Source organism: Huintestinicola sp. (assembly GCF_051882455.1).
GTDB lineage: Bacteria > Bacillota > Clostridia > Oscillospirales > Ruminococcaceae > Huintestinicola.
In genome coordinates, this window is record NZ_JBJERV010000063.1 from 1 (window position 1) to 12,759 (window position 12,759).

Consider the following 12,759-nt stretch of genomic DNA (forward strand, 5'->3'; position numbering starts at 1 on the left):
AATTTAACACGATAGTTAATCTTGGCGCATTGATAGGCTTTGTTCTCGGACTGCTTAATATCTTTATCTGATCGGAAGAAAGTGTTGGTATGAATAACTACGCTATATTTCATACATAAAAAAGCACATCGGAAAGCAGATGAAAAACCGCTTTATTTCGATATTTTAATATTAACATCATCGCTGGGGAGTGCTTGCACGAAAGCTGAATTTTTGAATTTCTGCCCTGACGACTCTTGACAAATGCCGTATCCGGTGGTATAATCAGCTCAAGATGAACAATGTTCATTTTGAGGAGGTGAAAGCCATGAATCCGGAGATAACGTCAAAGGAAGAGATAATGCTTGTCTGCCGCAGAATAGCTGCGGAAAAGGGTCTGAAGGCGCTTAGTATGCGGGCGGTTGCAGGAGAATGCGGCATTGCTCCGGGTACGCTGTATAATTACTTCTCTGATAAGGAGGAACTGCTTATTGAAGCAATCGCAAGCGTGTGGCAGGATATTTTCAGTCTCACCGAGCAGGAAGAGAACTCTCCCCCGCTTCTCTTTTCGGAATATGTGGAAAAGGTTTTTGCAAATGTGTGCGGGCGTTTTCGTGATTATCCCGATTTCTTTACGGCGCATTCCGTGGCGGTAACCGCAAGCGGTAAGGACAGGGCGAAGAACGCTATGGAGCACTGTACCGAGATGATCCGAAGTTCGCTTCTTTCAGCACTGCACAGGGATAACGAAGTTTCTGACAATGCGTTTGGGGACAGCTTCAGCGAGGAGAGCTTTGTGGAGTTCGTCCTGGACAGCATTATCTTTCTGCTGATGCAGCAAAAATCCTGTGATACGCTGATCGCGGTCATAAAGAAAGTAATATATCGGGAGGATCATTATGCAGGCAATATTTGAAACGGCGTTTGATGCGGTGTATCTTGTTACGGTCATAACGCTTGGAATTATTATGATAAAGCGCAGTCTTTGCGCTGCGAATTCCGACGAAGCCGAAAGCGGGGATCTTTCCCACGGCAAGCGGCAATATATGCTGTTCGGAATAATGGCGGTAACGCTTGGTGCAGGTGACGCATTTCATCTTGTGCCGAGGGCAATCGCGCTTTGCACAACGGGTCTTGAAAGCTATACTGCGGCGCTCGGCATAGGAAAGCTCATAACGTCGGTTACAATGACGGCGTTTTATGTGCTGCTGTATTATGTCTGGCGCAGCCGCTACAAGGTAAGCGGAAAGCCCGTTATTACCGCGGCGGTATGGCTTTGCGCAGTTATTCGTGCTGTACTCTGCCTTATGCCGCAGAATAAGTGGACAAGCCCCGATGCACCGCTTTCGTGGGGAATTTACCGAAATATCCCCTTCGCAGTGCTGGGTGGAATAATTGTGGTGCTGTTTTTGCAAAGCGCAAAAAAATGCAGCGACATAAGCTTTCGTTTTCTCTGGCTAACCGTAGTGCTAAGCTTCGGATTTTATATCCCCGTGGTACTTTTTGCAGACACTATTCCGCTTATAGGTATGCTGATGATACCGAAAACCTGCGCATATGTCTGGACTGTGCTTATCGGATTTAACGCAATGAGGAGAGATTTGAAGAATGAAAAAGTGTCTTGATATTTCGCTTGTTTATGCTGCCGCAGCAATGGCGGGCGGCGTTTTCTACCGAGAGTTCACCAGGATAAACGACTTTGACGGAGTAACCGTTCTCGGTAAGGTACATACTCACCTGTTTCTGCTTGGAATGATTATTTTCCTGATTGCGGCGCTGTTCTGTGCGCATTTTAAGAGCCTGACCGAGCAAAAGCTGTTCAAGGCATTCCTGTGCGTTTACAATATCGGTGTGCCGATAACGGCGGTGATGATGGCGGTGCGCGGAGTGAGCGAGGTCCTGGGAACAGAGCTTTCTAAGGGCGCAAACGGTGCGATCTCGGGAATTTCGGGAATAGGTCATATAATAACGGGAACGGGAATTATCCTGCTGCTTGTGTCGTTTAGATCCGCCGCTAAAACGGAGGGTCGCAAATGAGCAAGCCTTGTCATTTTTCCTGCCGCCCCGGGCAGCAAACTTTTCCATATCCTTTTCGCCGGTGTTTTCATCTCCTCTTTCACCGAGAATGAAGAAACCAACATAGTTATCCTTGACAAAAGACGAGCTTCCTTAAAGCACTATATTATATTCTGAGTATAATACTAATTCTCAATCAACCTATAGACAAATCCTCGGCTAGAATAAGCCCATTCGTCGTCAAGCTCCCTTGCCGGGCGGCAAGCCCGCCTGCGGTCGCTTTCCTAGACTGGACTTATTCTATCTGTCGGCTTTGTCTATAGAACGATTTAGAATTAGTATAAATTATAATGCCTGAACACATTATTCAGTAAATAATTGTGACACAAGACAGCCCATCAACCTGTGAAATTACAAATTGATGGGCTGTGATGTTTTTGATCCGCTGTATCTGTTCTTACCGTGTTTTTGAAAACTTCTTTATGGCACTCTGCCTAAATGCAGGCTCTCATCTTATTCGTACATATCTCTCAGCTTTTCCAGGGCTTTTTTCTCTATCCTCGAAACGTAGGAACGGGAGATGTTCAGCTTGTCGGCAACTTCACGCTGGGTAAGGGGCTTTAAGCCGTACAGTCCGTACCGATGCTGTATGACCTCCTTTTCCCGCTCATCGAGACATTTATCAATAAAGCCGTAAAGCTGACGAGAGCGTATCATCACGTCTATCCTGTCCACAAGATCGTTGTCCTCGGCGATTATGTCCATCAGGCTCATGCTGTTGCCGTCCTTGTCTGTGTCCACAGGCTCGTCAAGATAGACATCCCGTGCGCTTTTTTTCGCGCTTCTGAAGTACATCAGGACTTCGTTATCTATACACTTTGCCGCATAGGTGGCAAATCTGGTGGATTTGGAATTGTTGAAGGAGGACACCGCCTTGATAAGCCCGATGGTGCCGATGGATATAAGCTCCTCGCTGTCAACATTCGGCGAATAGTATTTCTTCACCACGTGGGCGACAAGGCGGAGATTATGCTCGATAAGCTCCCCTCGGGCGGAGTCGTCCCCCTCTGCCATTCTCCTGAACGCCTCCGCTTCCTTTTCTGCGGACAGGGGCTTGGGGAATACGGTGCTGCTGTCCATATGCAGGGCAAAGTACAGCATATGCTCCAGCAGCCACGAGATAAGTCCGCCAAACATAAAGATCACCTCGGATATACATTTTTGGTAATGTATATTCGAGGTGAAATTTGTCCTATTCTAATTTTTATTTAAAGAAGCCGTTGTCGAACAATGTTTTTCGGTTCGGTTTATCCTGATGTATGGTGATATCCCCCTCGCAGCGGACATCTCCCTGTATCTCGGTGCAGTTGATATCTCCCTCGCAGCTTTGTACATTTCCGTGTATCACAGCGCACTCGATATCTCCCCCTGCGGAAGCATTTGCGCCGATATCTCCGCAGTGGATATCATCGCCTGCAGTAACGCTGCCGCCTACATTTCCGCAGTTCACTCCGTCCCCTGCAGATACCTGACCGCCCACGTTTCCGCAGTTTACTCCGTCGCCGCAGGACACTCCCCCGCCTACATTGCCGCAGTTTACTCCGTCGCCGCAGGACACTCCGCCGCCTACATTGCCGCAGTTTACGCCGTTGCCGCACTGAATATTCCCGTTAACGTCGCCCTCTATCGTACAGCCTCCCCAGATATCCACATTAAGTGCGGGCTGCTCCGAAGGCTTGGGCATTTGCAGCTTTATCACGAGCTTTCCGTCATATTCATTCTGCGTGAGTATCTTATTTCCCATTGCCTGAACTATCCGCAGCCTGCCGTCATCGGGCAGTCCGCAATTCGCCCTGTCTGCGCTTTCTTTTCCCGTAAGCAGAAAGTCAACGGTCACGCCGAAAAATTCTCCAAGCATGGGCAGCAGAGATATATCGGGGCAGGAAAGCCCGTTTTCCCATTTGCTCACCGCCTGAACGCTTACTCCCATATGCTCGGCAAGCCTTTCCTGGGGTATGCCCTTTTCTGTCCTGAGCCTTTTAATGTTTTCCGAAATAATTATTCCCATAATAATGACCATTCCTTTCCTGAGAGTTTTGTGTTTTCCGTAAGGAAATCTTTGGCGTCAGCCAAAGAAACAAAACTCGGAAGTTTGAAAATCTTTGATTTTCAAACTTATGACCTCCATTGTTTTTATGTCTTAAATTATAACGTATGTGCAGAAGGCTGAACAGATATTATCCGTTGATATTTATTCAACCGTTGGTTTATCTTCCTCAGGCTTATTGTCATCTGCGCCGAGCTTCTTTCCCATTCGCTCCATAACAAGGGGCAGGGCAAGACCGATGATGAATATAACGATGGCGATGATACCCTCGCCGTTTAAAGCAAATTCCTTTGGATATACCGCAGGGAGCGAGCCGATTATAAGTCCGAGTATCGCGCAGTAGGTGCCTGTCTTGCACTTTTTGAGAAGTATGCTTATTATCTTTGCCGCCGCAAGAAGTCCGATGACCGCTCCGATGGCATAATATACAAGTGTGATTATATCAAGCTCGCTCACGGCTCTTATGGCGTTGTCATAGCCGCCCAGAATTTTTAGGACAAGCGCTCCGCTGAGTCCCGGCATTATCATTGCTGCTGCCGCAAAGACAGTCATTATGATTATTGCCACAGGGCTTGTGCCGAAAGCGGCGCTGCCCTCTTTCAAGGAGTTAAAGAGGATTATTCCCACCGCCGCAATAAGGAAAGGCGCAAGGTGAACGGGTCTGAGCTTTCCCGCACTGCGGCACTCCTTTATGATGGCAGGAAGAGAGCCGATGATTATTCCCAGGAAGAAAAACTGTGTGGGAACGTTATGGAACTCGAAAAGATATCCCAGCACCTTGGAGGCAAGGAAAATTCCCAGCACAATGCCAATACCCAGAGGTATGAGGAAGGGAAGATTTTTTCTGAGCTTTTTGAAGTTTAGATCGATAGCGTCAAGGAGCTCATCATATATTTTTAGTATAAATGCGATCGTTCCGCCGCTGACGCCCGGAATGGCGTCGGCAATGCCCACGCAGGCACCCTTGATGACCAGCAGGAGCCATTCTTTAAATTTTTTCATACTGCTTTTCCTCCATTTTCAAAATTCCAATTCAGTATAACATATTACAGTATTTATTTCAATAGCAAAAGAGATTTATTTTGAATTTTTAACGAAATCTTATTGAAATTTAATTTAAAGTATGGTATAATATAACTAATTTAGAAAGGATGACCGATATGGGCAGTTACATAACAACTTATATGAAATCGGTGGAAGCCGCTCTCGAGGACGAAAACACCGACTGGCAGGCTCTTAAAAGAGAACATCTTGTGCAGATAGAATTTATTCAGCACGAAAGGCTCATTCACCTTATCGTTACGGTGATGTGCTGCCTGCTGCTGTTTATCGGGCTCTGCGTTTTCTTTATGTCACAGCTTATGCCGTTTCTTATAGTGGACGGTCTGCTGCTCATTCTCGATTTCTGCTATCTGATATACTACTGCTTCATTGAAAACAGCACCCAGAAGCTCTACAGACTTTACAACCGTATCTGCGCCAAGGCAGAACCCGAAAACAAAACTGTTGCCGATATCCTGACAGATCAGAAGCTGACATAAATCATTTTTAGATTGGAGATTACACCGTGAAAGTAACCGCTGAGATCGTCCGTGAGATCATTGAAAAAAAGGACATTATCGTTGAATTTCAGCCCATATACTCCCTGAACACGAAAAAATACATCGGTCTTGAAGCCCTCGCCAGAGGCAAATACAAGGACGAGATAATTTCGCCGTATTTTCTTTTTGAGTATGCAAAAAAGGACGGCTCGATCCTCACTCTCGACAGGATATGCCGCGAAAAGGCTATGAGAGCTTTCTCCGCTGAAAGCTCCGCTCCCTCTCTTTTCATAAATTTCGAGACCTCGGTATTAAACGGCATTACCTCGGGCACAGGCGAGATACAGAGGACTGCCGCTGAAAATCATATCTCTCCCCAGAACATCGTTATCGAGCTTAATGAGTCCAGGGTAAAGGACTCCTATAATCTGATGATGTTCGTGGATTTCTATCGCTCAAAGGGCTTTCTTATCGCGCTTGACAATGTGAGCGCGGGGCTTGATACCCTAAACCGCATTATGCTCATAAATCCCGATATCATAAAGATCGACAGGGCGATAGTTTCCCAGATAGACAGCAACAAATACAATCAGGAGGTCTTCCGCTCCATTATCAACACCGCCAAGCAGATAGGCGCTATGACTGTTGCAGAGGGCGTTGAGACGGTGGACGAGGTCATTACCTGCATGATACTGGGCGTGGACTATTTCCAGGGATTTTATTTCCAGAAGCCCGAGCAGTTTAATTATCTGTTTACAAACGAGGCAAGGCTGAAGGTCGAGGAAGCTGCTCAGAAGCTGAACATCTCCACAAAGAAAAATCCCACTGTGGTGAATATGAAGATAGAGAGCTACAAGCGCATTATTTACGAGCTTGTGAACCGTCTTTCCTGTATGACCCACGATGATTACAATGCGGAGCTTCGCGACTATGTTGACGAGCACAGCGAGATAGAATGTGCCTTTCTCATTGACAGCAAGGGCTTTCAGATCACAGACACGGTCATGACCCCGGGTGTTGAGATACTTGAGGGCTATCACCCTGCGCTCATGGGCGTTAATCACGATATCAAGAATTATTTCTACGCCATCAAGGAGCAGATAGAGGACCCCTTTATTTCCGGCTGGTACATAAGCAATGCTACGGGCAAAAGCTGTAAGACAATTTCTTCCAAATTCTACAACAACAAGGGCGAGATGATCGTTGCCTGCGTGGACTTAAAAAAACAATAAGCGGGTGACGACCCGCGGCGAGACGTTCTATAATTTATTTGGGCGGCAGAGTGTCGGCTCGGTAACGGTACAAATAAGCTGCCCAATAAATCGGAATTTAACAGAGGTGTTCTAAGCTATGAATATCATCAATCTGATACAGCAAAAATATGGTGATACTTGTCAGCTATGCTCGCCACTAGATGAAAAACAATTTGATGAAGCCCAGAAAGTGATTCCTAATGAATTGTTAAGCATTTTACAGTTCAGTGATGGAATAGAAGAATTAATGACACATCCTGATGCTAATGACGGAAAACCTTTTGTAATAGGCAGTATAGTCTATTCATTTGATGAAATCAAGTCGGAAACCAAAAGTTTTTTTGATTTATATGGTGATGAAGGAACGGTCTTTGCAGGAAATGGTGCCGGAGGGTATTTTGTTCTTAAACCCGATGGAACAATCTATTTATATGAGTATCTTGATGAAGACGGTGAATACTACGCCGCTAGTTTATCTGATTATTTTGCTAAATTCTGAGATGTTCATTGCTTGGATAAAAAAGCGGAATATTTTTTGATGAAAACAGTATAGGTTCAGATAAAGACAACTTCTGACTTATCTCCCTTGCAACTTCCAATATATCAACCTGTTTCGGGTGTGACAGAGATAAATCATATATGCCGTTCTCCGTTTCGGGGGGACGGCTTCTTATTTGAAAAAATTTACAAATTATATATTGACAGTTTGAAACATTCGTGCTATAATATATTTTGGAAATTATTGACGGCAGGAAAATTGTGTGGTATAATTAGTATAATTATGGTAATATCTCACGAAAGGACAGCGCAATGAAAAAAGAATACATAATGGGCAACGGCGCTATTGCTTTGGGCGCTCTTGCGGCAGGGGTGAACGTGGTCTCGGGTTATCCCGGCACTCCCTCCTCCGAGATCGTTGAAACAATTTACAAATATCCCCACGAGGGCGTTTACCTTGAATGGTCGGTAAACGAAAAGGCGGCTCTTGAGGTGGCTGCTGCGGCGGCTTACTCGGGGGCAAGGTCTATGGTCACTATGAAGCAGGTGGGACTGAATGTGGCTTCCGACCCGCTTATGTCGCTGGCTTATGTGGGCGTTAAGGGCGGTATGGTCATCGTTTCCGCCGATGACCCGGGACCCATTTCATCACAGACCGAGCAGGACACAAGACGGTTTGCAAAGTTTGCTCGCATTCCCGTTTTTGACCCCTCTTCACCCGAGGAGGCTTATGAGATGATACGGGAGGCTTTTGATTACTCCGAAAAGTACGGCACCCCCGTTCTTTTCAGACCCACCACCCGCATTTGCCACGCTTATGCTTCGGTTGAGGTGGAGGACAGCACTTCTCCGAAGGAATACGAGGGCTTTGTGAAGGACTCGAAAAGGTGGGTCATTTTCCCGAGACTTTCTTATCAGAACCACGAGATGATAGAGAAGAGAAATCCCGAGATAGGAAAGGATTTTTCGGGTTACTGCCGAAACACCTGCGAGGGCAGCGGCTCAAAGGCGGTTTTTGCGTCCGGTATCAGCTATGCTTACGTAAAGGAGTATCTGAAGGATATCCCCGATGTGAAGCTTTGCAGGATAGCGACGGCTTATCCCTTCCCCGAGGATTTTGTGCTTAACTGTCTTGATGGTGTGGACGAGGTCATCTGTCTTGAGGAGCTTAGCCCGTTTATTGAGGAAGAGCTGCTTCAAACGGTTGGCAGGCACGGTCTGTCGGTTAGGATAAAGGGCAAGCTCAGCGGCGACGTTAAGGCAGCGGGAGAAAATTCTGCCGACTATGCGGCAAAGGTACTGAGCGGTTTTATTGGCAGGGAGACTCCCGAACAGGGCACCCCGCTTTCGGATATGCCCCCGCTCCCCGTTCGTCCGCCTGTGCTTTGCGCAGGCTGTCCGCACAGGGCTTCCTTCTATGCGGTAAAGCAGGCTATGAAGGGCAGAAAGAGCTATTTCTGCGGCGATATCGGCTGCTACACTCTGGGCAATGCTATGCCCCTTGATATGGTTGACACCTGCCTTTGCATGGGCGCGGGAATTACCATGGCGCAGGGCTTTAACAGGGTTGACAAGGACGGGGTATGCTTTGCTTTTGTGGGCGACTCCACCTTCTTTGCTTCGGGTATGACGGGAGTTGTAAATGCGGTATACAACGAGGCGGATATGATACTCTGCGTGCTTGACAATTCCACTACGGCTATGACCGGTCATCAGCCCCACCCCGGTACGGGTCGGACTATGATGGGCAATGTGGTTGAAAAGGTGAGCATTACAAAAATTCTTGAGGGTATGGGCGTTAAGAAGATAGTTACTGTTGACCCGCTGAACCTTTCCGAGGCGATCGCGGCGGTCAGGGAATGTGCGGATATGAAGGGCGTTAAGGCTATTATCTTCAAGTCCCCCTGCATTGCGGTGACTAAGCCTGCGGGAAAAGTTACTATATCGGGCAAATGCATTAACTGCAAAAAGTGCATAAAGGAGATCGGCTGTCCCGGACTTATTATTTCCGAGGGCAGGGTGGCTGTTGACAAGGGGCTTTGCACGGGCTGCGGATTGTGCGCCGAAGTTTGTCCCGTAAATGCGATCGGAGGCGAGTGCTGATGGATATGGATATTCTCGTTTGCGGAGTGGGCGGTCAGGGAACCGTGCTTGCTTCAAAGCTTATTGCATCGGCGGCTATGACGCTGGGAAACACCGTTCATTCGGCGGAAACTATCGGTATGGCGCAGAGAGGCGGCTCGGTCACAAGTCACATTCGCATTGGCGACAGGGCGTACTCCCCTCTTATCCCTCTTGGCAGCGCTGATGTTATTATTGCTTTTGAGCCTGCGGAGGCGGTGAGAAATCTGATGTACCTTAAAAAGGACGGATTTGTGATAGTTAACCGCATTCCCGTTAAGCCTACTACCGAGTCAATTCACGAGTCGGGGTATGACGGTGTGGAAATGGTTGAATACATAAAGAAAAAATGCGGCTGCCTGGTGGTTGACGCTTCCGAGCTTTGCGGTGAGCTGGGTGCGAAATTCTACAACTCCGCTATTCTCGGTGCGGCTGCGGGTACGGGAAAGCTTGGAATTTCTCCCGAGGCGCTTATTGCTGAGATAGAACGGAGAGTTCCCGAGAGATTTGTGGAGGCTAACAAAAAGGTTTTCTCCGAGGGGCTAAAAAAGGCTGAAAATTTTTGATATACATGAAAGAAGGCTTCTGTTATGAAACTAAATGAGGTTCAGCTGGGTCAGGTCAATGCTCAGATCCAAAGGCTAATAAAGACCGACAGCTATTACGGAAAAATGTACCGTGATATGGGCATTGACGGTATAAGCAGTCAGGAGGATTTTGAAAAGCTCCCCTTTTCAAGCAAGGACGATCTGAGAAACGCTTATCCTCTGGGCATTCAGGCTGTTCCCGACGAGGAGGTTGTCCGCATTCACTCATCTTCGGGTACTACGGGCAAGCCTGTTATCATTCCCTACACCGCAAAGGACGTGGACGACTGGGCGATCATGTTTGCACGGTGCTACGAGACTGCGGGCATTACCAATAAGGACAGGATTCAGATAACTCCCGGCTATGGTCTGTGGACTGCGGGAATAGGCTTCCAGGCAGGCTGCGAGAAGCTTGGGGCTATGGCTATTCCTATGGGTCCGGGCAACACCGAAAAGCAGCTGCAGATGATGATAGACCTGAGATCTACCGTTATCACGGCGACCTCCTCTTATGCCCTGCTGCTTTCCGAGGAGATAAACAAGAGGGGCATCAGAGATCAGATCTGCCTTAAAAAGGGCGTTTTCGGCTCGGAGAGATGGAGCGAGAAGATGAGAAAGTCCATTTCCGAGGGGCTGGGAATCGAGCTTTATGATATTTACGGTCTTACGGAGATCTATGGTCCGGGTATTGGTATAAATTGTCAGAATGAGAGAGGGATACATTACTGGGACGATTACATTTACATTGAGATAATCGACCCGAAAACGGGCAAGCCTGTTCCTGACGGCACCGAGGGCGAGATAGTTATCACGACCCTTGTGAAGGAGGGCGCTCCTCTTATCCGCTTCCGCACTCACGATATTTCACGTATCATTCCCGAAAAATGCTCCTGCGGCAGAAGCTATCCCCGTATTGATGTTATCAAGGGCAGAAGCGATGATATGTTCAAGGTCCACGGCGTGAATATGTTCCCAAGTCAGGTGGAGGAGATCCTCAAGAAGGTGGACGGAGTTTCCAGCGAGTACAGCATCAACATTGCTCACGATGACGAGAAGAACAGAGACGTTATGCTCCTTACCGCAGAGGCGGAGGGACGGGTAAATTTCGACAACACGGAAAAGAAGATAGCCGAGCTTTTCAAGTCCCTTATCGGCGTTACTCCAAAGGTGACGGTGGTCCCTGTGGGAACGCTGCCCCGAAGCGAGAAAAAGACCAAGAGGGTTATCGACCACAGAAATCAGTAAGTTTTTTTATTCGAAAAGTCAGAAAATTCCGAAAAACTATTGCAAATTTTCTCAAAATGGTATAAAATATATTTGAGGGCTTCATTTTCCGAAGCCGGCACTATTTATTTATGAAAGGATGTCATACCAATGGCAGGATTAAACAAGGTTACTGTTGACGACATTAACGTTCGCGGCAAAAAGGTTCTCGTAAGAGTTGATTTCAATGTTCCTATGAAGGACGGCGTTATCACCAACGACAACCGTATCCAGGCTGCTCTCCCCACTATCAAGAAGCTTATTTCCGACGGAGGCAAGGTCGTTCTCTGCTCTCATCTCGGCAAGCCCAAGAATGGCCCCGAGGCTAAGTTCTCCCTCAAGGCTGCTGCTGACAGACTTGCAGAGCTCGTAGATACCAAGGTTGTTTTCGCTGCTGACGACACCGTTGTCGGCGACAATGCCAAGAAGGCTGTTTCCGAAATGAAGGACGGCGAGATCGTTGTTCTCGAGAATACCCGTTTCAGAGGCGCTGACGAGACAAAGAACGGCGAAAACCTTTCCAAGGAGCTTGCTGACCTCGTTGACGGTCAGGTATTCGTTATGGACGCTTTCGGTTCCGCTCACCGTGCTCATGCTTCCACTGCAGGCGTTACAAAGTTCGTTAAGGAGACTGCTGTAGGCTACCTTATGCAGAAGGAGATACAGTTCCTCGGCAATGCTGTTGAGGATCCCGTTCGTCCCTTCGTTGCTATCCTCGGCGGCGCTAAGGTCGCTGACAAGCTGAACGTTATCAACAATCTCCTGGACAAGTGCGACACTCTTATCATCGGCGGCGGTATGGCTTACACATTCCTCAAGGCTAAGGGCTATGAGGTTGGTACTTCTCTCGTTGACGACGAGAAGATCGACTACTGCAAGGAAATGATGGCTAAGGCTGAGCAGCTCGGCAAGAAGCTTCTTCTTCCTATCGACACCACTATCGCTGCTTCCTTCCCCGATCCTATCGACGCTGAGATCGCTGTTGAGGTAGTTGACTCCGATAATATCCCTGCTGACAAGATGGGTCTTGATATCGGCACAAAGACTATGGAGCTTTTCGGTGAGGCTGTTAAGTCCGCTAAGACTGTTGTTTGGAACGGTCCTATGGGCGTTTTCGAGAATCCTGTTCTCGCTAAGGGCACTATTGCTGTTGCTAAGGCTCTTGCCGATACCGACGCTACCACTATCATCGGCGGCGGCGACTCCGCTGCGGCTGTTATGCAGCTTGGCTTTGCTGACAAGATGTCCCACATCTCCACCGGCGGCGGCGCTTCTCTCGAATATCTCGAGGGCAAGGTTCTTCCCGGCGTTGATGTTATCGCTGAAAAGTAATCTTTTGCTTACTTTCGGGACGGAGCGCCTGCTTCGTCCCGTTTTTTTCTTATGCGGGGTAA

13 protein-coding genes are annotated in these 12,759 nt (G+C 47.7%); 10 read left to right on the plus strand and 3 right to left on the minus strand.

From position 1 onward, the window contains the following. Positions 1-307: 307 nt before the first annotated feature. The 3 genes from ACI4J0_RS08235 to ACI4J0_RS08245 are packed head-to-tail and all read left to right on the plus strand — an operon-like array spanning position 308 to position 2,016. Positions 308-895, plus strand: coding sequence for a TetR/AcrR family transcriptional regulator (locus ACI4J0_RS08235; protein ID WP_439765333.1), 588 nt, complete (start codon positions 308-310; stop codon positions 893-895). Beyond that, the gene (locus tag ACI4J0_RS08240; protein WP_439765334.1) at positions 879-1,604 is read left to right on the plus strand and encodes a hypothetical protein; all 726 of its coding nucleotides are present in this window, start codon (positions 879-881) and stop codon (positions 1,602-1,604) included. Before ACI4J0_RS08235 ends, ACI4J0_RS08240 begins: the two co-directional genes overlap by 17 nt. Then, complete coding sequence (locus tag ACI4J0_RS08245) at positions 1,588-2,016, plus strand: DUF2871 domain-containing protein (protein WP_439765335.1); 429 nt, start codon at positions 1,588-1,590, stop codon at positions 2,014-2,016. The genes ACI4J0_RS08240 and ACI4J0_RS08245 overlap by 17 nt, the downstream gene beginning before the upstream one ends. A 492-nt stretch (positions 2,017-2,508) precedes the next feature. On the opposite strand, the gene sigK is transcribed toward ACI4J0_RS08245, so the two are convergent. From sigK to ACI4J0_RS08260, 3 genes are all read right to left on the minus strand, one after another. Continuing rightward, positions 2,509-3,192 carry an RNA polymerase sporulation sigma factor SigK gene (gene sigK / locus ACI4J0_RS08250; protein WP_439765416.1) on the minus strand — a complete coding sequence of 228 codons (684 nt, stop codon included), beginning with the start codon at positions 3,190-3,192 and terminating at the stop codon, positions 2,509-2,511. A 67-nt stretch (positions 3,193-3,259) separates the two neighbouring features. Continuing rightward, the gene (locus ACI4J0_RS08255) at positions 3,260-4,063 is read right to left on the minus strand and encodes a helix-turn-helix domain-containing protein (RefSeq protein ID WP_439765336.1); all 804 of its coding nucleotides are present in this window, start codon (positions 4,061-4,063) and stop codon (positions 3,260-3,262) included. A 183-nt stretch (positions 4,064-4,246) separates the two neighbouring features. Next, complete coding sequence (locus ACI4J0_RS08260; RefSeq protein WP_439765337.1) at positions 4,247-5,104, minus strand: DUF368 domain-containing protein; 858 nt, start codon at positions 5,102-5,104, stop codon at positions 4,247-4,249. A gap of 158 nt (positions 5,105-5,262) precedes the next feature. Here ACI4J0_RS08260 and ACI4J0_RS08265 point away from each other — a divergent pair, with 158 nt between their 5' ends. The 7 genes from ACI4J0_RS08265 to ACI4J0_RS08295 all read left to right on the plus strand — a co-directional run bounded on the left by ACI4J0_RS08265 (position 5,263) and on the right by ACI4J0_RS08295 (position 12,697). Further along, positions 5,263-5,643 carry a hypothetical protein gene (locus ACI4J0_RS08265; protein WP_439765338.1) on the plus strand — a complete coding sequence of 127 codons (381 nt, stop codon included), beginning with the start codon at positions 5,263-5,265 and terminating at the stop codon, positions 5,641-5,643. Between the two features lie 26 nt (positions 5,644-5,669). Beyond that, entirely contained in the window at positions 5,670-6,875 is a 1,206-nt protein-coding gene (locus ACI4J0_RS08270; RefSeq protein ID WP_439765339.1) for an EAL domain-containing protein, read from the plus strand. A 118-nt stretch (positions 6,876-6,993) separates the two neighbouring features. Further along, positions 6,994-7,395, plus strand: a complete 402-nt coding sequence (locus ACI4J0_RS08275; RefSeq protein WP_439765340.1) for a hypothetical protein — start codon at positions 6,994-6,996, stop codon at positions 7,393-7,395. Positions 7,396-7,706: 311 nt separating this feature from the next. Beyond that, positions 7,707-9,497: an indolepyruvate ferredoxin oxidoreductase subunit alpha gene (gene iorA, locus ACI4J0_RS08280; RefSeq protein WP_439765341.1), complete on the plus strand. Its 1,791-nt coding sequence runs from the start codon at positions 7,707-7,709 to the stop codon at positions 9,495-9,497. Then, complete coding sequence (locus ACI4J0_RS08285; RefSeq protein WP_439765342.1) at positions 9,497-10,081, plus strand: indolepyruvate oxidoreductase subunit beta; 585 nt, start codon at positions 9,497-9,499, stop codon at positions 10,079-10,081. Before iorA ends, ACI4J0_RS08285 begins: the two co-directional genes overlap by 1 nt. 24 nt (positions 10,082-10,105) lie before the next feature. Next, the gene (locus tag ACI4J0_RS08290; protein WP_439765343.1) at positions 10,106-11,347 is read left to right on the plus strand and encodes a phenylacetate--CoA ligase family protein; all 1,242 of its coding nucleotides are present in this window, start codon (positions 10,106-10,108) and stop codon (positions 11,345-11,347) included. 129 nt (positions 11,348-11,476) lie between these two features. Next, positions 11,477-12,697, plus strand: coding sequence for a phosphoglycerate kinase (locus ACI4J0_RS08295; RefSeq protein WP_439765344.1), 1,221 nt, complete (start codon positions 11,477-11,479; stop codon positions 12,695-12,697). Positions 12,698-12,759: the final 62 nt, after the last annotated feature.